Here is a 24,832-nt window from a genome sequence, read left to right as displayed (position 1 = left end):
ATTTAGCAGCGCACCTGAAACTTGAAACCTGAAACTTGAAACTCTTTTCAAAGATTAAACCGTATGCCCACGCCTGAACTGAGGTTCATGAAAAGCGGGGCGGGAAGCACCTCGACATAGAGGCCCGTTTCGACAAAAATGGAGTACTGCTTGTTAGGCACAAAGTATTCGAGACCAGCCACGGCTGAACCACCCAGTGCGATGGCACTCTCGTATTCATTCAACGCTGCCAGCCGTTCGGGGTAGTACCGGCGGCTGTTGATTTGGCCACCAAAGCCGTAGTACCCGCGAAAATTGTCTTTTCCGAAGAGCCGGTCGTGCCACAGGTAATGCCCCTGAATGCTCAGGCCAACGGTTTTGTAGTTCCCGCTTCTGTAGGCCCGGTTGTTGCCGTAAAGCCCGCCATACGTACCTACGTTGAGGTCGAACGCGTGGTTGTCGCCAAAATATTTCCGGACATTGACCCCTGAGGGTTCACCTAGCCGGAACCCAAACGCCCAATTGTTATATTGGGCCACTGCCTGTTCCGGTAGGGTAACAAAGGCAGTTAGAAGTGTGATTAGTACACAGATACGGCGCATATGAAAGAAAGATAAAATGAGAATCAGTTTTCGGGCTGATTTATTACTGAAGACAAGTTTTTTTGACAGGATTAACTTGATTTACAGGATTTTATGTTTGCTCTAGAGAAAGAGAAAATCCTGTAAACCCTGTCAAAAAATAACGCGTGAACCGGCAAAGAAATCAATGAAGTACGGCAATGGAGTGAAGTACGTCGAGCAGGCGGGCGTTTTCAACTTCGGTGCCCACCGTAATGCGCAGACAATCCTCGCAACGGGTCACGCTCGACCGGTCGCGTACGATGACTTTGCTGTCGATGAGTTGCTCGAAAACGGTGTGGGCTTCGTCGAAACGAACAAGCAGAAAGTTAGCATCTGAAGGAAACACATGCTGTACGTTTGGCAACGTACCTAGCTGACTAGCCAGCCGGTCACGTTCTGCCAATGTTTGTTTCACCATGTTGTCTTTATCGACACTGTGTTCCAGGGCTTCCAGCGCCAATAGCTGCGACGGGGCCGAGATATTGTAAGGCGGTTTAATCACGTTCATCACCCGGATCAATTCAGCTGAGGCGAAGCACATGCCCAACCTCAACGCAGCCAGCCCCCAGGCTTTGGAGAACGTTTGCAGCACCACCAGATTGGGGTACGTATTCAGATACGTTGTCCAGGATTGGTAGTCTGGTCCGGCAAAATCGATGTAGGCTTCATCAACGACCACCAGTGCATTGTGGGCCGTTTCGATCACCTGCCGAATGGCGTCGGGATCGATCAGGTTACCCGACGGGTTGTTGGGCGAGCAAATCCAGATAATCTTCGTTTGCGCATCAATGGCGGCCAGTACTGCGGGAAGATCAAGTTGATAGTCAGTAGTGAGCGGCACCTTGTTCACCAGTACATCGTTCAGCCGCGCCGACACTTCGTACATGCCGTAGGTAGGCGGAAGGAGCAACACATTATCTACCCCCGGCCGGCACGTAGCCCGAACCAGTAAGTCAATCGGTTCATCAGAGCCATTTCCCAGGAAAAGCTGGTTGGGCTGTACGCCTTTCAACGGGGCCAACCGAGCTTTGATCGCCGTTTGATGCGGGTCAGGATATCGGTTATAGAGTCCCGAGTGGGTAGCTGACCCAAGGGCATTTTCGTTAGCATCCAGGAATACGCCTTCTGTACCCGTGTATTCATCACGAGCCGATGAGTAAGGCGTTAATGAAGCAATATGTGGCCGAAGAACGGCGGCTAAATCAAACATCATAGCTGGGTAAACATGTCACTTAACAAAGGTAACGCTACCGCCTTTAAGTTCAGTCTCAACTTTAGTGTCATAGACGGGTAAGATTAGCTATGTTTGTCGCTTTTCTGAAATGGTTAACTAGTAAACTCACGACATGCAACAATCTGTTAATACCGTTAAAACACAGTTTTGGGCCCTTCTCATGGCCTTTTTTCTGATTGCCAATCTGGCGTCAGCCTTTGCTCCCAAGCGCGAATATTACCAGTTGAAAGTGTATCATCTGGCTGATAACAGCCAGAAATCCAGGTTGGATACGTACCTGAAAGAGGCGTATTTACCTGCTCTGCATCGTGCGGGAATCACCAATGTGGGTGTATTCAAGCCGGGTGCAGGGGCCGACTCGCTGGTGTATGTACTGATTCCCTTTAAATCGGTCGATCAGTTCATGGGATTATCCGACAAACTGGCCAAAGACAAGGCCTACAGCACAGCGGGGCAGGATTACCTGAATGCGGAATTTAACAAGCCGGTCTTCAAAAAATTTGAGTCGGTATTGATGGAGGCCTTTGCGGGGATGCCCAAGCTGGTTCAGCCAAAATTAAACGGACCCGTGGCTGAGCGTGTATACGAATTGCGCCTCTACGAAGCCGCGACCGAGAAACTACATGAGAATAAGATCAGCCAATTCAACAACGGCGAGCTCGATATTTTCAGCCGGTTAGGCTTCAACACTGTTTTTTGTGGACAGGTGAAAGCGGGCGGTAAGCTACCCAGCATGATCTACATGACGTCGTTTGACAATAAAACCGAACGCGATGCGCACTGGAAAGCGTTCGGTGCCGACCCTGCCTGGAAAAAGCTGAATTCACTACCCGAGTACGCCCACAATTTCCTCCGCGCCGACATCTATCTGCTCCACCCAACCGATTATTCAGACATTTAACGGTCTCCAATTCAGATCACAAAAAATGCCTCAGGTACGTACCTGAGGCATTTTTATGCCAAACCCATAAGGTCTTTGACGGGCGCGCCCAGCCCTTATAGGTTTGTTTTCACTACGACTGCACCTGCATTTTGATCAGGTTCAGGGCTGAACCCGCCTTGAACCACTCGATCTGACCCTGGTTGTAGGTATGATTTACCGGGAACTCATCGGTTGAACCGTCGGCGTGATTCAGTACCACCGTCAGTTGCTGACCGGGGGCAAAGGTGGTCAGGCCTTTGATATCGATGCTGTCATCTTCCTGTACTTTGTCGTAATCGGCGGGGTTGGCGAACGTTAAGGCCAGCATACCCTGCTTTTTCAGGTTGGTTTCGTGAATACGCGCGAACGAACGAACCAAAATGGCCCGCACACCCAGGAAGCGAGGCTCCATAGCGGCGTGCTCACGTGACGAACCTTCACCATAGTTTTCGTCGCCAACCACTACCGAACCAATACCGGCTGCTTTATAAGCGCGTTGTACGGCAGGTACTTCGCCATACTCACCGGTCAGTTGGTTTTTCACAGCGTTGGTTTTCTCTGTATAGAAGTTCACCGCGCCGATCAGCATGTTATTCGAGATGTTGTCGAGGTGACCACGGAATTTGAGCCATGGACCAGCCATCGAAATATGGTCCGTCGTACACTTGCCTTTCGCTTTGATCAGCAGTTTCAGGCCGCTCAGGTCGGTACCTTCCCAAACCGGAAACGACTCCAGCAGTTGCAGACGATCTGACGTTGGCGAAACGGCGATTTGAACGGTTGACCCATCTTCGGCAGGAGCCTGGTAGCCCGCGTCGTCAACGGCATACCCGTTTACAGGTTGCTCAATGCCTTGTGGCTCGTCGAGCATGACCTGCTCACCCGCTTCGTTTGTCAGCGTGTCGGTCATTGGGTTGAACGTGATATCACCGGCAATGGCCATCGCGGTCACGATTTCGGGCGAGGCCACGAACGCATGTGTGCTGGCATTACCATCGTTCCGCTTGGCAAAGTTCCGATTGAACGACGTGATGATCGAGTTTTTGCGGGTAGGATCGTCCATGTGACGCGCCCACTGACCAATGCAGGGACCACAGGCATTAGCCAGAACCACGCCGCCAATGCTTTCAAAGGTAGTCAGCAGACCGTCGCGCTGCGCCGTGAACCGAACCAGTTCAGAACCCGGTGTAACCGTATACTCTGATTTGGTCTTCAGGTTTTTGGTCGCCGCCTGTGCTGCAATGGAAGCTGCACGGGTCATGTCTTCGTAGCTTGAGTTGGTGCATGAGCCAATCAGACCCACATCCAGTTTCTCTGGCCAGTTGTTATCACGAACGGCTTTGGCGAAGTTCGACAGGGGCCAGGCTAGATCCGGTGTGAACGGACCGTTGATGTGTGGCTCCAGCGTGTTCAGATCGATTTCGATCAGTTGATCGTAGTATGAGGCTGGGTCAGCGTATACTTCGTCATCGGCCCGGAGGTGTTGCTTCACGGCGTCGGCAGCGTCAGCAATGTCGGCGCGGCTCGTGGCACGGAGGTAGTCGGCCATCTTCTCATCATAAGTGAAAATCGACGTGGTTGCGCCAATTTCAGCACCCATATTACAGATCGTACCTTTACCCGTAGCCGACAGGCTTTCGGCGCCGTCGCCAAAGTATTCAACAATGCAGCCGGTGCCACCTTTTACGGTCAGAATACCCGCCACGCGAAGGATAACATCTTTAGCCGATGCCCAGCCCGACAGTTTGCCGGTCAGTTTGACACCGATCAGTTTTGGCATTTTCAATTCCCAGGCCAGACCCGCCATTACGTCGCAGGCGTCGGCACCACCAACACCAATGGCGATCATACCCAGACCACCCGCGTTTGGCGTGTGTGAATCGGTACCGATCATCATGCCACCGGGGAATGCGTAGTTCTCGATCACTACCTGGTGAATGATGCCTGCGCCCGGTTTCCAGAAACCGATGCCGTATTTGTTTGAAATTGACGACAGGAAATCGTATACCTCTTTGTTTTTGCTATTGGCCGTGGCTAGATCGGCGGTGGCACCCACTTCGGCCTGAATCAGGTGATCGCAGTGAACCGTTGATGGAACGGCAACCTGGGGCCGACCTGCCTGCATAAACTGCAACAGAGCCATTTGGGCAGTGGCGTCCTGCATGGCTACGCGGTCGGGAGCGAAGTCGACGTAGGCTTTTCCCCGCTCGAAAGCCTGAGAGGCCGTACCTGATGAGAGGTGAGTGTATAAAATCTTCTCCGACAGCGTCAGTGGTTTGCCCACTGCCTGACGGGCTGCTTCGACACGCTCGCCAAGTTGGGCGTACACGTGCTGAATCATATCTAAGTCAAAAGCCATAATAAAAAGAGATAACGATTACTGAATAAGGGATACACTAAAACAACCAATGAATTGCAGGAATGGATTCAGATTGTTACGCCAAAATTAGGGGATTCTCACTCGGTATGGAAATAATCTATGTACCGATCCGGTACCGGTTACCCTATAAATCACAGACCAGCGTACTGACAAACAGGGCAGATAGCTAATAATTTGTTTTGAATTACGCATCCAATGAGGTTAGTATACCGTACACTGTGTAAGCACACTGTTTGCCCTTTTATGGGTGAATAATGGAGATACGTACCTGTGTTATGTAACATTTGTGGTGTATATCTGCTTATTTAGCCGTTACCAATCAAAACTATACGATCATGTTTACAACCCGAAACCGCTTCACGTTAGCGGCCACTCTGCTTATTGGCTCTGTTCTTGGCCTAAGTAGTTGCTACGAAAATACAGCCAACACCAGCACAGCCCCGATTCCACAACCTTCTGTTCAACTAACGGCAACGCTGAATGGCGCTCAGGAAAAACCAACACCAGTTACCTCACCAGGCACAGGTACGTTCACCGGAGTAATTGATCGTACATCGCGTGTGATGAGCTATACCGTGACTTTCGCCGGTATTACACCTACTGCCGGTCACCTGCACCGCATCACCAATGCCAACGGCACCGGTGGTGTGGCCATTCCATTCGCGTCGCTTACCTCGCCAATTATCGGCACAACGCCTACCCTCCGCCAAACGCAGATCGATAGCATGACGCAAGGTTTTTTCTACGCCAACCTGCATACACCTGCTTTCCCCGCCGGCGAAATCCGTGGTGACATCCGGGTGAAGTAAGGATTAAAAGTTCAAGGGTTCAATGTCCAACGTCTAATGTTGCTCCGCGTTTAATCAAAATACGGAGCAATTTTAGACGTTGGACATTGAACCCTTGAACTTTTTAAAGTACCCCTTTCGTGCTTGGCAAGCTATCGAGGGCCTTGATGTCACGTTTCACGGCCATTTTGATGGCTTTGGCGAAGGCTTTGAAAATGGCTTCAATCTTGTGGTGTTCGTTATCGCCTTCTACCTTGATATTTACGTTGGCCTGAGCGGTGTCAGCAAATGACTTGAAGAAGTGAAAGAACATTTCGGTAGGCATCTCGCCAATCTTTTCGCGTTTGAATTCCGCGTCCCACACCAGCCACGGCCGTCCCGAAAAGTCAATGGCTACCTGAGCCAGCGCTTCATCCATCGGTAACAGGAATCCGTAGCGGCTAATGCCACGCTTGTTGCCCAACGCCTGCCGATACGCTTCGCCAAGAGCCAACGCGGTATCTTCAATTGTATGGTGTTCGTCTATGTGCAAATCGCCATTGACATGAATACTCAGATCGGCTCCCGAATGCTTAGCCAGTTGGTCGAGCATATGGTCGAAAAAGCCGAGACCGGTGTTCATGTCGGCTTTGCCGGTTCCGTCGAGGTTTAGCTCAATCTTAATCTTTGTTTCGTTGGTATTCCGTTCCACACTGGCAGTGCGGGCGGGTAAGCGCAGAAAGGTGTAAATCTCGTTCCAATCGCTGGTTGTCAGGGCAATCGCCTGCTTCATCTCATCGGTCAGACCATCGGTGTCGGCCGCCTGCGTATCGGGGTTGATATTGGGCGGGATGAACAGAATAGCTTTGGCTCCCAGGTTTAGGGCCAGCTTTACATCGGTCAGCCGGTCGCCAATGACGTAGCTGTTGGGCAGGTCATAGGCGTCGGTGAAATAGCTGGTGAGCATGCCGGTTCCCGGTTTGCGCGTGGGTACGTTATCGGCCGGGAAGGTGCGATCAATGTGCTGGGCGGCAAAATGAATATTCTCGTTTTCGAGGGTCCGCATCATTTTCTGATGCGTTGGCCAAAAGGTTTCTTCGGGAAAAATGGCCGTTCCCAGTCCGTCCTGATTGGTGACCATGACCAGTTCGTAGGGTGTTTCTTCGGCTATCTTCCGCAGGGCCGAGAGCACACTGGGAATAAATTCAAGTTTTTCGAGCGAGTCGATCTGGAAGTCAGACTGCGGTTCGATAATCAGGGTACCATCGCGGTCTATAAATAATACTGGTTGCATGGGTGCAAGTTAGTAGTTGAGCGAGAAACAATTGGCCAGAAAGGCGTTCAAACCGGTTTTTGCGCTATATTTGGGCCTAGAAAAAAAGAATCAGCCGGAAAGGTCGGCCAGTAATTATCCTTCGTATACGTTTAGCTTAATTAATTAAAGTAAAGGAATACAATTAGGTATTTGTTAGACATAAAATTAGCAAGGTTGATTAATTCATAACTCGTTTTTAGTTCATCTACCTACTTAGCTAGCTTACCAGAAACAAATTCCCAACGGCCACAATTGAGCAGTGTACTAGTTTCTCCTATTTTCATATATAATCGTTTCGTACAAAAAAATGCAGCAGTCAAGACCCACTAAACTCACCCGTATTGGCGTTTTTTATGATGGTAACTATTTTCTTCATGTAAGTAACTACTATAATTATTCGCATGAGCGCCGGAGCCGGATCAGCATCTCGGGGCTACACGCGTTTATTCGCAGTCAGGTAGCTGATGCCGAAGATACCGACAAACATCTGTGTCAGATCGTTGATGCTCACTACTTCCGGGGGCGCTTAAATGCCCACGAAGCCAGCCAACGAGGTAATCAACTGTTTTATGATCGCCTCTTCGACGATATTCTGATGTCGGAAGGGGTCGTGACCCATTACCTGCCGGTCAAAACGTATCAGGGATACCGTCAGGAAAAAGGAATTGATGTATGGTTGGCCCTCGAAACGTACGAATTGGCTACCTACAAACAGTTTGATGTGGTTGTGCTGATCACCGCCGATGGTGATTATGTGTCGCTCATTCGGAAGCTGAACACCTTGGGTACCCGCGTAATGGTACTGAGTTGGGATTTTGAATACTTAAATGATCAGGGCGAAAAAATGGTAACCCGGACGTCGCAGGATCTACTGGAAGAAGTGTCTTATCCGATTCCGATGCACGAGATCATTGATAATCGACTGAAAAAGAACGATTCCATGATTCGCGACCTGTTTGTAAAACAACAGCCCCGCACCGATGCTGTTCCCCGCCCATTCTACCAGAATGCCACGGCCAACGGTAATGACAATGGCAATGGAGCGTACCAGGCTGGGGCTTTTTCTGGCGAAAACATACAACTGTTGCCCGGAGAAAGTGAAGGCGATGATGAGCTACAGCCTGATTTCGAGGAGTCGGATGAGCGTCATATAAGTACCGTTCGGAGTCTGAAAACAGGATACGGATTCATTAACTGGCCCCCCAATAATCTGTTTTTCCATTATACCAGCGTTACTGCGGGTGATTTCAATGATTTCCAGATCGACGATGAGGTATCGTTCCGGTTGGGGAAAAATAATGAAGGCAAAGATATTGCCATTGATATACAAGTGGTTGAATACCAGCCATGAACCATTTTCGCTTCGCGGCTGCTGAGTTAATCCGTGCCGGTTTTTCAAACTGGCGCCAAACCTTACTGGCTGCTGCTGAAGTCACGTTTAATGAGGTTGTTTACCTGAATAATAACGACCTCACGTACCCTAACGACCCGTTTCCGAACCGACTGTATGCCGGTGCAGAGCGGGTCGTTCCGTTTTCGGGTAAACAGGACTTAGAAACGCTAGCCGATTTTCACCGGCAACACCGTTCCCATCTGGTTGGGTACGTTGGGTATGAGGTGAAAAATCAGCTCGAAAGCCTGCAAAGCCGCCACGTCGATTTGCTTGGATTTCCGGCTATCTGGTTCATGGAACCAATTTACCTGATTGATTTCGAGGAGGATGCCATTGTTGTTTGGACCAAAATGGCCAACGCCGGTTTGTGGGCTGATTGGCTTACGTATCCAGGTACGTTACCTGGCCTGGTAACGCCACCTACAGTGCCAGGAACGGTGCAGGCGCGAGTTACTGAAACAGACTATGTAGCCGCGGTGCAGCATATCCGGTCGTTGATTGAGGCGGGAGACGTATACGAACTGAATTATTGCATTGAGTTTTTTGCCCGCGACGTGCAACTCAATCCCGTTGAGGCCTACCAAGCACTCTGCCAGCGGTCGCCAATGCCTTTTTCGGTATTTCTCAAGCAGCAATCCAGGTACGTCCTGGGTGCATCGCCCGAACGGTTTCTGAAAAAAACGGGTCGTCGACTAGTGTCGCAACCGATCAAGGGTACGATTCGGCGTGGGCAGACGGTGGGGGAGGATGAGGCGTTGAAAAGTCAGTTACGCAACAGTGAGAAAGAACAGGCCGAAAACCTGATGATTGTAGATCTGGTACGCAACGACCTGGCCCGATCGGCCGAAACAGGATCAGTACAGGTCGACGAACTGTTTGGTATTTACACCTTTCAACAGGTGCACCAGATGATCTCGACCGTGTCGGCTACGGCGCGTGCAGACTGTTCGCTGGCCGACGTGATTGGTAACGCCTTCCCGATGGGCAGCATGACTGGTGCCCCCAAAATACGAGCCATGGAACGGATCGATGAACTCGAAGCCAGTCGTAGAGCTGTGTACTCGGGCGCAATCGGTTATATCACGCCCGCCGGTGATTTCGATTTTAACGTGGTCATCCGTAGTCTGCTTTACGATGCTTCGAGCCGATATGCCAGTTTTACGGTGGGAAGTGCCATTACCTACGATGCCGACCCAGTGCAGGAATATGCCGAATGTCTGCTGAAAGCCAGGGCCATGCGGGCTGTGCTGGAAGGGGAGTAAACCCATTTTCTCAACATCTGGTTGCGTATCTTACATTCGTTCTAAACCCCGATTTCATGTCGCTTTACATTATGGCCGCGCTATATATACTCGCGGGTATCTGGCACTTCATTCGCCCGAAATTTTATCTCCAGATCATGCCACCCTACCTGCCTGCCCACAATGAGCTGGTGTTCTGGAGCGGTGTAGCTGAACTGCTGCTTGGGCTGGGCTTGTTGTTTCCTGCTACACGCATCTGGGCTGCCTGGGGAATAATAGCCTTGTTGATCGCCGTTTTTCCCGCTAACTATTACATGGCCGTTGGTGAAAAATTTCAGCAACTGTCGCCGTGGATACGGTGGGGGAGGTTACCGCTCCAAGGCGTGTTGATCTGGTGGGCATACCAGTTTACGAAATGAGTCAGAAAACAGTCTACGAAGTCCAAAGTCTTGATAGTCGTTTTTAGCGTAGATACAGCTTGTTCATCGTTTCCAGACCGGTTATGAATCGCTTATATACCATTTTTTATTCGCTTGGTGCTTCGTTGTTTACACAACTCACACAGGCTCAGTCGCAACCCGTATCGAGCGCCGACCGGGTTCAATTTAGTCAGCAGCGTTACAATCACGGACGCACGTTGGGTTTGTCGCTGGGAGGCTATGCCCTGGCGAATTTGGCGGTCAGTGGTGTTGCGTTGGGGAAATCATCGGGCGAGACAAAGTACATTCACCAGATGAATATGTACTGGAATGCCGTCAATCTGGGTATTGCCGGCTTGGGATTGCTGAGCTTGCGAAAGCAGCATCCTGAGTCAGAAACATTGGGCGAAGCCGTGCAGAAGCATGAATCCATGAAACGGACGTTGCTCTTCAACGCGGGGCTCGATGTAGCCTACATTGCCGGAGGTCTTTACCTGACCGAACGTGCCAACTCACGCCCCGATCAGGCCGATCGATTGCGGGGATATGGCAAAACCGTAATGGCGCAGGGTGCTTTCTTGCTGGCTTTCGATGCGGTTAACTACCTTGTTTTCAAGAAGCGAGGCGACCCTCAGCAAATACAGCTAATTGGTCAGACGCCGCTGGGCATGGGCGTAACGATCCCGATAAAGTAATAATCAGGGTTTAGCGTGCTAATTTCGCCGCGGAAATACTTTATCAACCAGCAGACGCTTGTCGTCACTTTTTGAATGCCGCAACCAAAACGCGCCAGCGAATCGCATACCATCATGACTGAGATGGTATTGCCCAATGATACCAATACGCTCAACAACCTGATGGGGGGGAGGCTCCTCCACTTCATGGATATTGCCGCCGCCATTGCTGCCCAAAAGCACTCTAATCGTATTGTTGTTACCGCTTCGGTCGACAATGTGTCGTTTGCTGAGCCTATTAAACTAGGCAATATCGTGACCATGAAAGCGCAGGTGACGCGCGCATTCAGCTCATCGATGGAGGTCTTTATCGAGGTCTGGGCCGAAGATATTCCGGCCGGTATCCGGGTCAGCACAAACAGCGCCTACTACACGTTTGTGGCCGTTGATCAGAGCGGACGGCCCATCGAAGTGCCGCCAGTTATTGCGGAAACAGATGCCGAAAAAGCACGCTACGAGTCGGCCCTACGTCGCCGACAGCTACGGCTTGTGTTGGCTGGCCGTATGAAACCGCAGGAAGCCACGGAACTCCGGGCTTTGCTGGAGATGGAAAGTTAGTTGGTTTGGGTTGGTGAAATTCGGTAAACCAGCACCTCGTAAATGCCTTTGCCGCCGAATGAAACACCGTTACTTTCCTCTCCTGGAAATATGAGGCTGGTAATCTTACAAGTGGTGGATGCGCCGAATACCTCCACCGATGATCCGTCAACATAGACAGAGTAGTACAAAAACGCCTCGTTATTCCAGCCACCTATTGGCTGAAAGGGGGCTTTAATAACCGGATTTGCTACAATACTGCTTGTCATGACACCGGAGCGGCTGCGGTCAAGAACCATTTCCCGCGCAACTGAGTCGTACCGAACAACGGTTTGTTCTTGTCCTGAGCCGCTGCGTACCCGGATGTCGTGGTTGCCTGCTTTGGCCTTTATGTACAATTTGTAGCTGGTACTCCCGGCCAGAAAAGTTTTTATTCGTCGGCTGAGCTCGGTTGTATCGGTAGTGCGAACAGTAAGCGAATCACTTTTCGGCATTGGACATAGACAATCAGGAACCTGAATCAATGAATACATGCCTTTGCCGGCCGGGTCTAGTTTCAGGGTACGGGGTAAGGTCATGGCTCCCTGGAAGGACATACCAGATTGGCTTTTTGCAGCTTGTGGATTATTCATCCAGCCCATGATCTGCGGATAAGCCGCGCCATTTATGTCAGGTTTACTGATTGGAATGGCTCCGTAAAAATCAGTGCCATAGTCTAACCAGCGGGTTTGGTTGTCTTGTGGCATAAACTGACGCCCGTTGAACGTACCTATAAAATATTGAACCCCCGCCCCGCCCGATGGTGCTCCGCTGCTGACCGATACCAGCAATACCCACCGCCGGGCTAGGGATTGGGGATCAAATGGTCGGCCCTGGCGAATTACAGTAACGTGTGCCAGTGTATCGACACCTTGTTCAGTAGCAAGGCGCACTTCATGCAAGGCAGACGATACTTCGAATAGAGCCGGTGACTCCCAGTGGCCCAGACTATCGTTGGGTGCGGAAACCGAGCCGGCCGGTACCCAGTTGCGCAGGTTTTTTGATTGGTAGAACTGCACGCGCTGCTCGCTCGGAAACGCCACGCTCATCACCCAGCGGTCCAGCGATTTCCACCAAAAGACATGCGGATCAGTAAAGTCGGCCCGATTAAGATCGAGCACCGGGTTGAATGCGTATTTCTTGAACGTGCGTCCGTTGTCTAGGCTGTAGGCCAGATGCTGACTCTGGTTACCGTTCTGATGGGCCGTGTAAATGGCCACCATCGCGTTTTTGCCGAAACCCGCCGTGTTTTTACGATCAATCACACAACTTCCCGAATACGCCTCTGTCGAATCGGCGGCAAGCACCGGCGGCAGCTCTTGCCAGCGGTGAAGATCCTTGCTAACGGCATGCCCCCACGAGCTGGGTATGTGTGTTGAGTCTGGCGATTTTTGCTGAAAAAACACATGGTATTCTCCCTTGTGATGAATCAGCGCTGTTGGTTTGCCAAGCCCGTTTTTTTTTGACGTAGCATGAAACTGAGGTCGCCAATGTGGGGATGGAGATCCCGTTACGCTGAGTGGTTTAGAGGAAACAACTTGGCCGTTGACCGGGAACGTACCCAGACAGACGCACAGTAACGTACCCAAAACGGTCGCAACTGAGGCAGGTAATTTGGCAATCATCAGTAGGAAACGTTGAGGAGTATTTGGGAGTCAAAATAGGCTAAGCAACCTTAAATCCATCGCCCAGGGCAAAAATGGTTTTCAGGCACTGAGCAGTCAAAATAGCATCTTCGAGCGCGTTGTGGAATGAATCTTCGCGCTCGAAGCCAAAGTGTGCAGCAATGGCAGTCAGACTCAAGCTTTTGGGCGTGGGCTTGCCGTTTTTTTGCAATACCCTGAACACGAAGTAGCTGAGCGTGTGCAAATCGACCAGCGTGCGGGAGAAGGGCCATTTTAGTTTCTCGTCGATGTAGGCCTGTTTCAGGAAATTGATGTCGTGCATGACACTCTGTCCGCAGATGACCACATTGCGTAGAAACGGCGTTTTATCGACCTGATTGGGTGGAACCCGCAGGTTTAGCTTTTCGCAAATCCAGTTTTCAAACTCCGGAATGACATCATAGATCATCGGGGCATCGTCGAGATCGGCCAGAGAGAGATTATGCACTTTTTCGGCTGAGGCGGTGAAGGCTTCGGCGTTTTCGGGGTATACATTGCTCAGATACTGACCCTTTTCAACCCAGTTATCATCAAACAGGACAGCTCCGAGCTGAATGATTTCGTTAAATCCCGGCTCGGGGCCTGACATTTCTAAATCGAGAACTAAAAAAGGCATTGGTTCTGAACAGCCCAAGGGCTGATGTAAAGTAAGACGTGTAAACAAAAGTAAGCCCTTGTGCCGTATTGGTCGAACTTTTTGATCGGTAAATGGTTTCATTTGTATGTACAAATATAATACTCACTAAACAGATTTATCATCATGCATTATGCTATCACAGGCTCATTGGGCCACACCGCTAAACCCATTACAGAAGGACTACTAGCCGCTGGCCATACGGTTACTGTAATCACCAGTAAGTCTGAAACGGCCGCAAAAATTGAAGCACTGGGTGCCAAAGCAGCCGTCGGCGATCTGGCTGATCCATCCTTCGTTACTACTGCGTTTGCCAACGCAGACGCTGTTTATCTGATGATTCCGCCTAGGATGGATGTGACCGACTGGCGTGGGTATCAGAATCAGATCAGCGATAGTTTTGTAACGGCTATTCAGGCCAACGACATTCGGTTTGCAGTGGTGCTCAGCAGTATCGGGGCACACAAAGGTCAGGGTACCGGGCCGATTGATGGGCTTCATGATCTGGAACAGAAACTACAAACGATTGAGGGGCTGAACATCAAAGCACTTCGGCCGTCGTACTTCATGCAGAATCTGTTTACGACGATTGGTATGGTGAAAGGGGCGGGCATTATGGGCAATAACTTCGGTGATGAGCCCGTGGTATTGGTGCACACGAATGACATTGCCGAAGCCGCGCTCGACGAATTACTCCGCCTCGACTTTACCCGTTTCCAAGTACGTTACGTGGCTGGTGATGAGAAAACAGGTGCCGAAATTGCACAGATTCTAGGCAGTGCTGTCGGAAAACCCGAGACGCCCTGGATCGTGTTCACCGATGAACAAACCAAGCAAGGCATGCTTCAGGCAGGTTTAAACGAAGAAATCGCCAGCAAATACACCGAACTGGGAACCTCCCTGCGCGATGGTTCGATGCAGAGCGATTACATGGTGAACCGCCCAACGCTAAGCAAAACCAAGCTTGAAGACTTCGCTAAAAATGACTTTGCCCCAGCGTTCAACGCGTAATAAGAAGGAGTGCCGAGTGCATAGTGCCTAGTCTGGAAAGCCGTTTTAATTATGCCGAAATAGTACGATCGAACTTTCGAGGCTCGGCACTATGCACTCGACACTACACACTCGGCACTCCTTTTAACTATTTACCCTACCTTTGCCCGGCGTTACAGCGACCCGGATCGTCTTATCGCCTCGCTTTCGGGTGGGGAGGAAAGTCCGGACAGCATAGAGCACCCTACTTCCTAACGGGAAGGCGGGCGGAGGGTAACCCCCGTTCGACAGCCAGTGTCACAGAAAAGATACCGCCATTCAGTTAACAGTTATCAATGATCAGTTATCGATTTTGCGCCGAGTCAACGGCTGATAATTGTTTACTGATAACTGTTAACTGATTAGGTAAGGGTGAAAAGGGGGTGTAAGAGACCACCGCGCGCTGGGCGACCAGCGGGGCAGGATAAACCTTAGGGGCTGAAAGATCAAATATGTGCCGGATGCGGGGCTGCTCGTCTCCACGCTATCTTCGGGTGGCTGCCGGTACGGGTAGATCGATAGAGGGAGTCGGTGACGGCTCTCCCAGATAAATGATAAGACGGTTCGATGCGCCCACGGGTACGGTCGGGCCGACAGAATCCGGCTTATAGATTCGGGTCGATGTAGCGTTTCTTTTCGTACCTTTGCACCCATGTTTCACCCGGGGGACGCGTTCCCCCCATGGAAAGACGAGTTCTTTCCGGGTTTTAAAAACTCCAGACAATGGCAGTTAAAATTCGCTTAGCGCGTCGTGGACGCAAACGTATGGCTATCTATGACATCGTAGTAGCCGAGTCTAAATCACCTCGCGACGGTAAGTACATCGAGAAAATCGGTTCGTACAACCCAAACATTGACCCTGCCCGCATCGTATTGCAAGCCGATCGTGCTGTGCATTGGCTGATGGTAGGTGCCCAACCTTCAGACACAACTCGTTCGATCTTCTCACACGAAGGGATCATGCTGAAAAAACACCTTCAAGTAGGTGTTGTAAAAGGCGCGATCACGCAGGAAGCTGCCGATCAGAAATTTGCTGACTGGAAAGAAGGCAAAGCTAGCCGTGTTGCCGGTACTGCTGATACTAAAGATCAGGCGAAAGACAAAGCTCGTCAAGAGCGTCTGGCGGCTGAGCAGAAAGTATCTGCTGCCCGTGCCGAAGCTATTGCGGCCAAGTACAAAGTGGAAGAGCCAGTTGTTGAAGCACCTGCCGAAGAAGCCCCTGCGGCCGAAGAAGCACCGGTTGCCGAAACCGCCGCTGAAGAAACACCTGTTGCTGAAGCGCCTGCTGCCGCAGACGTACCTGCTACGGACGAACCAGCTGCTTAATTCGCATTCCTGTCAATGCAAAAAGCCTGTTCAACCGAGCAGGCTTTTTTTATAGAATAAATTAATAAAAAGAGTTTCAGGTTTCAAGTTTCAAGTTTCAGGTGCGCTGCTTATTAACGACTGTTTCGTAGGCGGGGCAACTTGAGACCTGAAACTTGAAACTTGAAACTCCCTTTCAAGCATGACTAAAGACGACTGCTTTCAACTGGGGCATATTACCAAGACGCACGGCCTGAATGGCGAGTTGGTGTTGTTTTTGGACGTCGATGACCCTACCGAATACGAAGACCTTGATTCGGTACTGATTGAAGTGCGTGGCGAACTGACACCCTACTTCATTGAGTCATCATCGATCAACCGCGACCGGGCTATTTTGGCGCTGGAAGATGTAGATACGCTGGACGAGGCCAAAAAACTGATCAACTGCCCGGTGTGGCTGCCTCTCGACAATCTGGAACAGATCACAGATCCCGACCGGTTTTATTACCACGAAATTATTGGCTTTCAGATTATTGACGAACAGGAAGGACCGCTTGGAACGGTCTCGTCGGTCATGGCCATGGCCACGCAGGATCTGATTGCGATGGACTATCGGGGACAGGAAATGCTGATACCGATTAACAGCGCTATCGTGAAAACGGTTGACCGTGCCGCCAAAACGCTGAACGTCAACTTGCCGGATGGATTACTCGAAGTCTACTTGTCGGAGGCTGGTTTGCCCGACGATAATGTGGATGGAGACGCCGAGGATACCGACGACGATAAAGTTTAGCTGACTCATGCGGATCGACATTATTACCTGTCTGCCCAGACTTCTCGACAGCTTTTTTGGCCACTCGATTTTGCAACGGGCGCAGCAGGGTGGACAAGTGGAGGTATATGTACACGACCTGCGCGATTACACCGAAGACAAGCATCGGCGCATCGACGATTATCCGTTTGGTGGTGGGGCCGGTATGGTGATGCAGATCGAACCAATCGCCAAATGCATCCGTAAACTACAGGCCGAACGTACCTACGATGACGTCATTTACATGACGCCCGATGGCGAACGACTCGCTCAGCCACTGGTAAATCGTCTTTCGCTGGCCCAGCATCTGATCATTCTTTGTGGTCATTATAAAGGGGTGGATGAGCGCGTACGCGAGCATTTTATCACCCGCGAAATTAGCATTGGCGACTACGTATTGTCGGGTGGGGAACTGGCGGCGGCCGTACTGGCTGATGGTATTATTCGATTGATTCCCGGTGTGCTGGGCGACGAAACGTCGGCCCTGACTGATTCTTTTCAGGACGATTTACTGGCTCCTCCCATCTACACCCGCCCTGCCAGTTTCGAAGGCTGGAACGTACCTGATATTTTACTGTCGGGCCATGAAGCTATGATTGATAACTGGCGCTACGAACAAGCCCTGGCACGTACCCAGGCCCGCAGGCCGGATTTGCTGGAATGAATTAGTTTGTGGTTTGTAGTTGGTGGTTTGTTGTTGCGCTGCCTATCAACCGGAAGGTGCTATAGCAAAGCAACTACAAACCACACACGATAAACTACAAACCTGAAAATATGAATCGTCAACAACGAATAGATGCATTTGTCAAGGTAGGCGACGTACTCCGTAATCCGGCCCGTCGGGTTGATCGGGAGGAAGCGGCTTACCGGGCTAATTCAAAAAATAACTGGTTCAACCCGGAGAATGTGCAGCGTGCGCTCGATGCTATTGCCGAGCGTATGCTCACCCGCGCGGCTCTGACTGACTGGACGAGCCATTACCCGGCCGAGGCGGTGGTGCCGCGTTGGGTTGGCGTGGTGATGGCGGGCAATATTCCGGCGGTGGGTTTCCACGATATGCTGTGCGTATTAATCAGTGGCCATAAACTACTGGCCAAACTGAGCAGTCTCGATGAACTCTTGATGCGCTATCTCATTCACACACTGATCGAGGTGGAGCCCGCTTTTAAAGAACGGATCAAAATTGTGGAGCGCCTGAACGATGCCGACGCGTTTATTGCGACGGGTAGTGACAATACGGCCCGATACTTCACGTATTATTTCGCGAAAAAGCCGAATATCATTCGCCACAATCGTTCATCTGTCGCGGTGCTTACAGGCGATGAAACTACTGATCAACTGGCGTTGCTGGGCGATGACATCCTGACATATTTCGGGTTGGGTTGTAGAAACGTATCGACCTTATTTGTGCCTGCTGATTATGACGGAAAGCCGTACAGTTTCACCCCACTGCTCCACACACTCGAACCCCGGTCGTCGGAATTTCTAAGCCAGCATAAGTACTCGAACAACTACGATTATAACCGGTCGATCTACCTCGTCAACCGCGTTGATCATCTGGACAACGGGTTTCTGATGATTACTGAGCAGCCCGGTCTGGTATCGCCTATTTCGGTGGTGTATTTTCAGACGTATCGTGATCTCGACCACCTGCAGAGCTTACTGGCCGAGCACGCCGACAAAATTCAGGTTGTGGCTTCTGCCAGCGGCTGGTATGCCGGTTCTGTTCCATTTGGACAAACGCAGTTTCCCGACCTGATGGATTATGCCGATGGCGTTGACACCATGGCGTTTTTAACGTCGTTGAACTGAATTAGGGTAGCTTAATATGTTGATTAGTTGGTAGTAAGCAAAAATGCGTAGTTTTAAGGTAGCTGTAGCCTAACCTATCTACGCCATGTTTGTCTGGCCTCTTTCGTACCTGCCACTCCGCCTTTTTCTGGATGGAATGCTGGCCATGATGGCCCTTTATGGGTTGCTGTCGTACGCACAACATCGAAAAGCGATTTACTGGCAATATGCCCTGTACATTGTTTGTATGGTCATCACCTTCAGGATCGATGATCAGGAATACGCGCAGGCCGTTTACAAGCCTGGTGTGAATTATGCCGTTACCCTGCTTGAGTCGCTGGCCTTTCTGCTGTATATCCGGTTTGCGATCATGCTGATGGATATAACCCATAACGACCCGCGTAGCTATCGGTTGCTGATGGGCATGGTTTGGTTGTTGGCGGGGCATCTACTTCTCGATACGGTGCTTTGGTGGCTGGGTACCTCGGCCGATATCCGGTCGTGGTTATACGTGGCCAACCGGACAATCCTGGCTGTTGGGGCGCTGTTTGTGGTGCCCCGCATTATTCGTCTCAGGCAGGCCGTGATGGTCTATTTTATCGTCGGCTCCTTCTTTTTCGTGATGGGTTGCCTGATAGCCCTAACCGTCAATTTTATCCCCGGTCTGTTCACCCGCGAACTTACCAACGCGTTGACGTTTCCTGTTACCTACATGCAAATTGGCGTGGTGCTCGAAGTGCTGTGCTTCACCATGGGAACCTCTCTCGCCAACCGTCAGATAGAGCGTGACCGGCTACGGGTTCAGGCTGAACTAATTCAGCAATTGCAGGAGAATGAACGTCGTCAACGACAACTGGAGCGTATTCGCGCCGATATTGCCCGTGATTTACACGACGATATTGGCGGCGATCTGAGCAGTATCAGCATGCTGAGTCAGGCAGCCGGGCGGCAGGTTGCCAAACACCCCGAACAGGCTATGGCCATATTACAGCTGATTAACGAGTCGGCCCGGCAGGTGTTGACCAACATGCGTCAGATTGTGTGGAGTCTGACCGAAACTCCCGCCGGTGGCGATGTTTTTGCCAGCCGGTTCAGCGAGATAGCACGTGCGCTTTTTGAGTTTCAGGACGTGGAACTCCACCTGAATTTTCCGCCACTTTCGGCAGGAAACCTGGTCTCGGCACCGCTGAAACGCGCCGTCTTTCTAGCCTACAAAGAGTTACTTCACAATGCATTACGGCATTCATCGGCCAGCCACATTTATGTAACGCTGTCGGTGCAAGAGTCGGTGCTGACGTTGACGGTTACTGATGATGGAGTTGGTTTCTCGGCTGATGAAGAAGCCTTTAGTGGCAATGGACTTCGCAGTTTGCAGCAACGGGCCACTGATATGGGCGGCACCCTCACCATTCGGTCAGGGCCAGGCGAGGGTGCTAGTTTAACCCTCGCCTGGCCTTTAGTTTACCCGGTAACCAGTATGCAACCTGCATAATACAGTACCGCATTAGTAACGCCAACTGGTTAGGTCGGCTCCGGCGGGGTGGTTATCGGCAATTCGTTTCAGGATTTTGTCGATGTACATGGTGTTGTAACGCAGGCGGCTGATGTAGTTAGGTACGTTCGGGTCGCCGTTCCAGCAATGCTCGAACCGGTCGCCGTAGGCCACTTCGCTTTTTGCCGCGGGGTTTTGTACTGTTTTCAGGAAGTCTTCCATCAGGTACACGGCATTGTTAAGGTAATAATTGTCCATGTCGCCGCAGTACAGGTGAATCTTGCCGGTCACTTTTGGCCCCAACGTTTTCCAGTCGCGGCGTAGGATGTGGAGCAGATCGAAATGCTCGCGCCAGTAGGCAGCAACCGTGGTATCGATCACCCCCGTTTCTTTGTTCCAAATGCGTTTGGGGTAGCCATCTGAGCCTACTGGCGAATACACCGCCTCCCATATGTCGAACTGATCGCCGGATCGTGAATGAGTACCGAGGGCCAGTTCGCGATGGTTCGTTTCTTCCATCGTTACCTTCACCTGACCCAGCGAGTTGCGCTGGCTGGGGCGTGGCGTACGCCGGAAAGGTCCTTCGGAGAAATAGGCATTCTTGTCTTTGTAGAGGTTAAAAACCGTGTAGGCGTCAAAAGCGATAGGGTCGGGGCAGGCGGCAAAACAGCCGTTAAATTCATCGGGGTAGAAAACCTGCGCTGCCAGTGCTTCCCAGCCGCCTGTGCTGCCGCCATAGGTAAAGCGCGCCCAACCCTTCCCAATGCCCCGAAATTGCCGTTCAATTTCAGGCAAGAGTTCATACATGATAGCGTCGCCGTAGGGGCCAAGATTTTGTGAATTAACCGCGTATGAGTCGTCGTAGTACGGATTGGCATGTTGAATCTCGACAATCAGCATTCGGGGAAAATTGGGGCTGGTCCACTTTTTATAGAAATCGTATGCTTCCTGTGCCACAATTTTGTTGTACCCCTTCAGCTTAAACCGGTCAATATAGTCGGTCGTGTCCATATTGGCGGGAGGGGGCGTTTCGCTGAATCCATCAAAATCGGCCGGAAAGTGGCCGTGAAACAGGCAGAGTGGGTAACGTGCTTCGGGGTGCTGATCAAACCCGGCGGGTAGTAATACGTTGGCGCCGAGATACATGGGCCGTCCCCAGAATTTGCTGAGCCGTTCGCTTTTAATCTTGATGTGCTTGATAAACCGGGTGTCTTTCGGCTCGCTAATCGGCGGATTTACCTGACTCAGGCTAATCGACATGGCCCCTTTTTGCCCTGCCCTGATCGAAATGCGTTGTGGTTTACTGAACAGGTTACCGGGAGCCGTACGCCAGTTTTGGCCCTCGCCCCGGTCCATGGGCAATTTCACAGTATGGCCGTCACTGCGGGTAAACGTTTCGTAGCGATGCAGTACGGCCTGCACGTAATACTCACCAGCGGGCAACTCGCGGAGGCTACGTTTCGGATAGCCAAATGCGCCAGCGTCAACGGTAACAGGCTTACCGGGCTGCATCCCGTTTACATCGAGACCAAAAATCTGGGCTGTTTCTACCGCATCTCCCACCTGCAATTTGGGCTCGGGCGATGCCGTTTTGGCCAGTATCAACAATACCCGCCCGTCGAGGGTGGCGGTGGTGGTACTGGCCGGGAATGATACGGTGAAAGAGGGTTGGGCGTGTAGCGAAAAAGCCAGCAGACAGCCAAACAGGAGAAGACAGGTACGTTGCATGATGGGATGGGGGAGATGTATAAGGTGGTAATATACATCGTTTCCCCGTCCGACAGCCTGGCTTGAGCCAACTCGTTTCAACAGTAAAATAAACTATTTATGGGGTGGATAGAGGCGGGAAGCCTTTTGGGTACCCCAAAGTTCGACAATCAGGTAACGCCGCGACATACCATAAAAGGGGGATGCTGACGCTCTGTTACGGATGTAAAAGCTGCGTACCTGAGTACGTACCATTGCTATTGATAAACCCGCACATAGTCAACTTCCATCCGGCGGGGCCATATGGTTTCGTCAACGCCTTTCAAGCCGCCCCAGTTGCCGCCTACAGCCACGTTTAGAATCATGAAAAACGGCTGTGTGAACGGCCATTGCTGTTGCGTACCGCCTGTAGTCTGGGCGTTCATGCTATAATACTTTTGGTCGTCTACGTAGAAGTCTATCTGGTTATTGGTCCAGTCGATGGCGTATACGTGGAAGGCAGACGTGGCTGTTGCTACCGTTGTTTTGCCTTCTTTCTGAGTGCCTTTGCCGTGATTGTATGCATCGGTATGCAGCGTACCGTGTACCACGCCTTCTTCGTAGCCCACATGCTCCATAATGTCTATTTCGCCGCAAAGAGGCCATCCGGCGGTAGAAATATTTTCGCCCAGCATCCAGATGGCCGGCCACGTACCCAGACCCGACGGAAGCTTTGCTCTTACTTCCATACGACCATAGCGCCAGGTGGCCGTTTTCTGGGTAAGCAGTCGGGCCGAGGTGTAGTTACGGCCCTGATATGACTCTTTGTGCGCTTCAATGATCAGGTTACCTTTTTCAATATGGGCGTTTTCTTTGCGGTCTTTGGTGTAGTACTGCAACTCGTTGTTTCCCCAACCATTACCGCCTACATCGTATCCCCATTTTACGGGGTCGGGCAGACCCTCTTTGTCAAATTCATCCGACCAAACCAGCTTTCGCTCTTTCGGCTCCTGCACCACAACGGTAGTGGGCGGGGTCTGTACTATGGGTTGAATCGCTGCTTTATTGCAGGCAAGCAAGACCGCCATGGCCGTAATGGGTATAATCAATTTCATGGTTCAAGAATAGTTTATTGGGTTGTTAATCAATTTGTTGGTGTAAAAGTAGCTATCAGTAGTAGCTTACTTACCAAAGGCCCAGGTCAAAAAATTGGGCATGATGGCGCTCCAGGTGTGCTGATTGTGTTCGCCGCCTACAACCTCAACATACCTGATGTCGTGGGCATTTCCATTCGCTTCGCGCTGGTAGCCTTTCTTTTCCAACTCTCGGATGATATCCATGGTGTCATCGATCGAATCGATAATTCCGTTGTTATTCCGATCGCTGGTTTCATCGTTGGTACCTGTCTGAAGCCAGAAACGAACGGCCGGTTTTTGCTTAGATTCTCTGATGAGGCTGTGCATGATTCGGTCGGTCTCGTCGTCATAAGCGCTGCTGAACTGTTTTTTACGCCACCAGAAGGAACCCGAAAAAACACCTACCCGACTAAATCGGTCGGGATTATGAAAGCCAATATCAAACGCCGATAAACCGCCCAACGAAAAGCCCGCAATTACATTCTTGTCTGGATTATTTGATACGTGGTAATGCTTCTGAATGAACGGCAATAACTCAGTTAGTACAAAATCGGAGTAGGCACCGGCTTTGCTGCCGCGCTTCATGTAGTCGGCTTGCGAAGCCGTTCCATACTCCTGAATACGGTCGACGTTGGCGTGCATGGCTACTACCACAAAAGGATTGACTGCCTGTGTTTTATACAGCGAGTCGAGCACAGCGCTCAGGTTCAGGCGCGGTATGTCTTGCCCATCATTAAGGTAGAGAACCGGATATCGGGATCCATTTTCAAGGTAAGAAGGTGGTAAGATCACGGTGAGGTGAACGGGCCGATTGAGGGGTACCGATACCAGTGAATCGTCGGGCAATACCGTCACAGAAGCCGACGGCTGGGCTGCCGCAGAGGTAAGCATAAGCACAAGCAGGGAGATAAACAGATGTTTCACAAGTGGTAAAGTTCCCACATTTTAATGAATAGTCAGTTCTGGCGGGTAGGCTTTCGTACTTTTACGGCATGAAAGAGTCGTACATCAAGTATTATTCACACCATTTGGGGCGCGACATTGAAATGCTCGTGTATGGCGACTGGGGTTATCCGGTACTGCTATTCCCAACCACGATGGGCCGGTTTTACGAAGCCCGTGATTTTCAACTTACTGAAGCTGCGCGCGGCCACATCGAAGCAGGTCGGATCAAACTATACTGTATCGATAGTGTCGACCGCGATAGTTGGTATGGTCGTCACCTGCATCCCGGCACCCGCATCTGGAACCACGTACTGTACGACCGTTTTCTTTGCGAAGAGCTGGTGCCGTATATTCAACGCGAATGTAATGTCGGAAAAATTGGCGTGGCTGGTTGTAGCTTCGGTGGTTTTCAGGCACTTAACTTTGCATTCCGTCATCCCGATCAGGTAGCGCACCTTATGTCGATGGGCGCAAAATTTGACATCCGTTCTTTCATGGATGGGTATTACGATCAAAACGTATACTTCAACAATCCACCCGACTACATACCTGGTCTTCAGAACGATCACCTTTACCAAATGCGTATTGTGCTGGGTACGTCGGAGTATGACTTTTGTAAAGAGTCAAACATTCACATGTCGAATCTGTTAGGGGCAAAAGGTATTTCGCACTGGCTCGACATTAAACCGTGGGGCGATCACGACTGGCCTGTCTGGCGCGATCAGTTTCCGCAGTATCTGAATGGTATTTGATAGC

At 50.9% G+C, this 24,832-nt stretch carries 23 protein-coding genes and 1 other RNA gene; 15 read left to right on the top strand and 9 right to left on the bottom strand.

The window, feature by feature from the left end; all coding sequences use genetic code 11:
- Positions 1 to 47: 47 nt before the first annotated feature.
- Both ACAW87_RS17105 and hisC read right to left on the bottom strand, forming a co-directional pair.
- Positions 48 to 581, bottom strand: coding sequence for a hypothetical protein (locus tag ACAW87_RS17105; protein WP_370724850.1), 534 nt, complete (start codon positions 579 to 581; stop codon positions 48 to 50).
- A gap of 163 nt (positions 582 to 744) precedes the next feature.
- Complete coding sequence (gene hisC / locus ACAW87_RS17100) at positions 745 to 1,812, bottom strand: histidinol-phosphate transaminase (protein ID WP_370724943.1); 1,068 nt, start codon at positions 1,810 to 1,812, stop codon at positions 745 to 747.
- A gap of 136 nt (positions 1,813 to 1,948) precedes the next feature.
- Between hisC and ACAW87_RS17095 the strand changes: the two genes are divergently transcribed.
- Positions 1,949 to 2,737, top strand: coding sequence for an NIPSNAP family protein (locus ACAW87_RS17095; RefSeq protein ID WP_370724849.1), 789 nt, complete (start codon positions 1,949 to 1,951; stop codon positions 2,735 to 2,737).
- 112 nt (positions 2,738 to 2,849) lie between these two features.
- On the opposite strand, the gene ACAW87_RS17090 is transcribed toward ACAW87_RS17095, so the two are convergent.
- On the bottom strand, positions 2,850 to 5,117 hold the full coding sequence (locus tag ACAW87_RS17090; protein ID WP_370724848.1) for an aconitate hydratase: 2,268 nt from the start codon (positions 5,115 to 5,117) through the stop codon (positions 2,850 to 2,852).
- Positions 5,118 to 5,473: 356 nt separating this feature from the next.
- On the opposite strand from ACAW87_RS17090, the gene ACAW87_RS17085 reads away from it, so the two are divergent.
- The gene (locus ACAW87_RS17085) at positions 5,474 to 5,947 is read left to right on the top strand and encodes a CHRD domain-containing protein (protein WP_370724847.1); all 474 of its coding nucleotides are present in this window, start codon (positions 5,474 to 5,476) and stop codon (positions 5,945 to 5,947) included.
- A 103-nt stretch (positions 5,948 to 6,050) separates the two neighbouring features.
- Here ACAW87_RS17085 and hisB read toward each other — a convergent pair whose 3' ends face one another.
- Positions 6,051 to 7,199: a bifunctional histidinol-phosphatase/imidazoleglycerol-phosphate dehydratase HisB gene (gene hisB, locus ACAW87_RS17080; RefSeq protein ID WP_370724846.1), complete on the bottom strand. Its 1,149-nt coding sequence runs from the start codon at positions 7,197 to 7,199 to the stop codon at positions 6,051 to 6,053.
- 328 nt (positions 7,200 to 7,527) lie between these two features.
- Here hisB and ACAW87_RS17075 point away from each other — a divergent pair, with 328 nt between their 5' ends.
- The 5 genes from ACAW87_RS17075 to ACAW87_RS17055 all read left to right on the top strand — a co-directional run bounded on the left by ACAW87_RS17075 (position 7,528) and on the right by ACAW87_RS17055 (position 11,565).
- Positions 7,528 to 8,571 (top strand): NYN domain-containing protein, encoded by a 1,044-nt coding sequence (locus ACAW87_RS17075; RefSeq protein WP_370724845.1) that lies wholly within the window; start codon positions 7,528 to 7,530, stop codon positions 8,569 to 8,571.
- Positions 8,568 to 9,875 (top strand): anthranilate synthase component I family protein, encoded by a 1,308-nt coding sequence (locus tag ACAW87_RS17070; RefSeq protein ID WP_370724844.1) that lies wholly within the window; start codon positions 8,568 to 8,570, stop codon positions 9,873 to 9,875. Before ACAW87_RS17075 ends, ACAW87_RS17070 begins: the two co-directional genes overlap by 4 nt.
- A 56-nt stretch (positions 9,876 to 9,931) precedes the next feature.
- Positions 9,932 to 10,273 carry a DoxX family protein gene (locus tag ACAW87_RS17065; RefSeq protein WP_370724843.1) on the top strand — a complete coding sequence of 114 codons (342 nt, stop codon included), beginning with the start codon at positions 9,932 to 9,934 and terminating at the stop codon, positions 10,271 to 10,273.
- Between the two features lie 83 nt (positions 10,274 to 10,356).
- Positions 10,357 to 10,968, top strand: coding sequence for a DUF6992 family protein (locus ACAW87_RS17060; RefSeq protein ID WP_370724842.1), 612 nt, complete (start codon positions 10,357 to 10,359; stop codon positions 10,966 to 10,968).
- 75 nt (positions 10,969 to 11,043) lie between these two features.
- A complete protein-coding gene (locus tag ACAW87_RS17055; protein ID WP_370724841.1) occupies positions 11,044 to 11,565 on the top strand; it encodes an acyl-CoA thioesterase in 522 nt (173 codons plus the stop codon).
- Here ACAW87_RS17055 and ACAW87_RS17050 read toward each other — a convergent pair.
- On the bottom strand, positions 11,562 to 13,208 hold the full coding sequence (locus ACAW87_RS17050) for a glycoside hydrolase family 32 protein (RefSeq protein WP_370724840.1): 1,647 nt from the start codon (positions 13,206 to 13,208) through the stop codon (positions 11,562 to 11,564). The genes ACAW87_RS17055 and ACAW87_RS17050 overlap by 4 nt on opposite strands.
- A 40-nt stretch (positions 13,209 to 13,248) precedes the next feature.
- Positions 13,249 to 13,863 (bottom strand): 3'-5' exonuclease, encoded by a 615-nt coding sequence (locus ACAW87_RS17045; RefSeq protein ID WP_370724839.1) that lies wholly within the window; start codon positions 13,861 to 13,863, stop codon positions 13,249 to 13,251.
- 144 nt (positions 13,864 to 14,007) lie between these two features.
- Between ACAW87_RS17045 and ACAW87_RS17040 the strand changes: the two genes are divergently transcribed.
- From ACAW87_RS17040 to ACAW87_RS17010, 7 genes are all read left to right on the top strand, one after another.
- Positions 14,008 to 14,892, top strand: coding sequence for an NAD(P)H-binding protein (locus ACAW87_RS17040; protein WP_370724838.1), 885 nt, complete (start codon positions 14,008 to 14,010; stop codon positions 14,890 to 14,892).
- Between the two features lie 159 nt (positions 14,893 to 15,051).
- Positions 15,052 to 15,534, top strand: an RNA gene (rnpB, locus tag ACAW87_RS17035) — RNase P RNA component class A.
- Positions 15,535 to 15,633: 99 nt separating this feature from the next.
- Positions 15,634 to 16,236, top strand: coding sequence for a 30S ribosomal protein S16 (locus ACAW87_RS17030; protein ID WP_370724837.1), 603 nt, complete (start codon positions 15,634 to 15,636; stop codon positions 16,234 to 16,236).
- Positions 16,237 to 16,417: 181 nt separating this feature from the next.
- Complete coding sequence (rimM, locus tag ACAW87_RS17025) at positions 16,418 to 17,008, top strand: ribosome maturation factor RimM (RefSeq protein WP_370724836.1); 591 nt, start codon at positions 16,418 to 16,420, stop codon at positions 17,006 to 17,008.
- A 7-nt stretch (positions 17,009 to 17,015) separates the two neighbouring features.
- Complete coding sequence (trmD, locus tag ACAW87_RS17020) at positions 17,016 to 17,690, top strand: tRNA (guanosine(37)-N1)-methyltransferase TrmD (protein WP_370724835.1); 675 nt, start codon at positions 17,016 to 17,018, stop codon at positions 17,688 to 17,690.
- Between the two features lie 110 nt (positions 17,691 to 17,800).
- Positions 17,801 to 18,838, top strand: a complete 1,038-nt coding sequence (locus ACAW87_RS17015) for an acyl-CoA reductase (RefSeq protein ID WP_370724834.1) — start codon at positions 17,801 to 17,803, stop codon at positions 18,836 to 18,838.
- 85 nt (positions 18,839 to 18,923) lie between these two features.
- Entirely contained in the window at positions 18,924 to 20,309 is a 1,386-nt protein-coding gene (locus ACAW87_RS17010; protein WP_370724833.1) for a sensor histidine kinase, read from the top strand.
- 12 nt (positions 20,310 to 20,321) lie between these two features.
- Here the strand turns inward: ACAW87_RS17010 and ACAW87_RS17005 are convergent, their stop codons facing one another.
- The 3 genes from ACAW87_RS17005 to ACAW87_RS16995 form a co-directional block, all read right to left on the bottom strand.
- Positions 20,322 to 22,037 (bottom strand): alpha/beta hydrolase, encoded by a 1,716-nt coding sequence (locus ACAW87_RS17005; RefSeq protein ID WP_370724832.1) that lies wholly within the window; start codon positions 22,035 to 22,037, stop codon positions 20,322 to 20,324.
- Positions 22,038 to 22,273: 236 nt separating this feature from the next.
- The gene (locus ACAW87_RS17000) at positions 22,274 to 23,110 is read right to left on the bottom strand and encodes a glycoside hydrolase family 16 protein (RefSeq protein ID WP_370724831.1); all 837 of its coding nucleotides are present in this window, start codon (positions 23,108 to 23,110) and stop codon (positions 22,274 to 22,276) included.
- Positions 23,111 to 23,176: 66 nt separating this feature from the next.
- Positions 23,177 to 24,022, bottom strand: coding sequence for an alpha/beta hydrolase (locus ACAW87_RS16995; RefSeq protein ID WP_370724830.1), 846 nt, complete (start codon positions 24,020 to 24,022; stop codon positions 23,177 to 23,179).
- A gap of 101 nt (positions 24,023 to 24,123) precedes the next feature.
- On the opposite strand from ACAW87_RS16995, the gene ACAW87_RS16990 reads away from it, so the two are divergent.
- Positions 24,124 to 24,828: an esterase family protein gene (locus ACAW87_RS16990; RefSeq protein ID WP_370724829.1), complete on the top strand. Its 705-nt coding sequence runs from the start codon at positions 24,124 to 24,126 to the stop codon at positions 24,826 to 24,828.
- The last annotated feature ends 4 nt before the right edge of the window (positions 24,829 to 24,832 follow it).

It is taken from the genome of Fibrella aquatica (assembly GCF_041321135.1).
GTDB lineage: Bacteria > Bacteroidota > Bacteroidia > Cytophagales > Spirosomataceae > Fibrella > Fibrella aquatica.
Note: the sequence above shows the minus strand (reverse complement) of the source record. Positions and strands in the feature narration are given on the sequence as shown.

Excerpts from the sequence above, each read along its gene's own strand:
- ACAW87_RS17050 (WP_370724840.1), bottom strand. The coding sequence starts at position 13,208 with ATGATTGCCAAATTACCTGCCTCAGTTGCGACCGTTTTGGGTACGTTA.
- ACAW87_RS17040 (WP_370724838.1), top strand. The coding sequence starts at position 14,008 with ATGCATTATGCTATCACAGGCTCATTGGGCCACACCGCTAAACCCATT.
- ACAW87_RS17060 (WP_370724842.1), top strand. The coding sequence starts at position 10,357 with ATGAATCGCTTATATACCATTTTTTATTCGCTTGGTGCTTCGTTGTTT.
- ACAW87_RS17005 (WP_370724832.1), bottom strand. The coding sequence starts at position 22,037 with ATGCAACGTACCTGTCTTCTCCTGTTTGGCTGTCTGCTGGCTTTTTCG.
- ACAW87_RS17095 (WP_370724849.1), top strand. The coding sequence starts at position 1,949 with ATGCAACAATCTGTTAATACCGTTAAAACACAGTTTTGGGCCCTTCTC.
- trmD (WP_370724835.1), top strand. The coding sequence starts at position 17,016 with ATGCGGATCGACATTATTACCTGTCTGCCCAGACTTCTCGACAGCTTT.
- ACAW87_RS17090 (WP_370724848.1), bottom strand. The coding sequence starts at position 5,117 with ATGGCTTTTGACTTAGATATGATTCAGCACGTGTACGCCCAACTTGGC.
- ACAW87_RS17000 (WP_370724831.1), bottom strand. The coding sequence starts at position 23,110 with ATGAAATTGATTATACCCATTACGGCCATGGCGGTCTTGCTTGCCTGC.
- rimM (WP_370724836.1), top strand. The coding sequence starts at position 16,418 with ATGACTAAAGACGACTGCTTTCAACTGGGGCATATTACCAAGACGCAC.
- hisB (WP_370724846.1), bottom strand. The coding sequence starts at position 7,199 with ATGCAACCAGTATTATTTATAGACCGCGATGGTACCCTGATTATCGAA.
- ACAW87_RS17070 (WP_370724844.1), top strand. The coding sequence starts at position 8,568 with ATGAACCATTTTCGCTTCGCGGCTGCTGAGTTAATCCGTGCCGGTTTT.
- ACAW87_RS17065 (WP_370724843.1), top strand. The coding sequence starts at position 9,932 with ATGTCGCTTTACATTATGGCCGCGCTATATATACTCGCGGGTATCTGG.
- ACAW87_RS17055 (WP_370724841.1), top strand. The coding sequence starts at position 11,044 with ATGCCGCAACCAAAACGCGCCAGCGAATCGCATACCATCATGACTGAG.
- ACAW87_RS17010 (WP_370724833.1), top strand. The coding sequence starts at position 18,924 with ATGTTTGTCTGGCCTCTTTCGTACCTGCCACTCCGCCTTTTTCTGGAT.
- ACAW87_RS17030 (WP_370724837.1), top strand. The coding sequence starts at position 15,634 with ATGGCAGTTAAAATTCGCTTAGCGCGTCGTGGACGCAAACGTATGGCT.
- ACAW87_RS16990 (WP_370724829.1), top strand. The coding sequence starts at position 24,124 with ATGAAAGAGTCGTACATCAAGTATTATTCACACCATTTGGGGCGCGAC.
- ACAW87_RS17105 (WP_370724850.1), bottom strand. The coding sequence starts at position 581 with ATGCGCCGTATCTGTGTACTAATCACACTTCTAACTGCCTTTGTTACC.
- hisC (WP_370724943.1), bottom strand. The coding sequence starts at position 1,812 with ATGTTTGATTTAGCCGCCGTTCTTCGGCCACATATTGCTTCATTAACG.
- ACAW87_RS17015 (WP_370724834.1), top strand. The coding sequence starts at position 17,801 with ATGAATCGTCAACAACGAATAGATGCATTTGTCAAGGTAGGCGACGTA.
- ACAW87_RS17045 (WP_370724839.1), bottom strand. The coding sequence starts at position 13,863 with ATGCCTTTTTTAGTTCTCGATTTAGAAATGTCAGGCCCCGAGCCGGGA.
- ACAW87_RS17075 (WP_370724845.1), top strand. The coding sequence starts at position 7,528 with ATGCAGCAGTCAAGACCCACTAAACTCACCCGTATTGGCGTTTTTTAT.
- ACAW87_RS16995 (WP_370724830.1), bottom strand. The coding sequence starts at position 24,022 with ATGCTTACCTCTGCGGCAGCCCAGCCGTCGGCTTCTGTGACGGTATTG.
- ACAW87_RS17085 (WP_370724847.1), top strand. The coding sequence starts at position 5,474 with ATGTTTACAACCCGAAACCGCTTCACGTTAGCGGCCACTCTGCTTATT.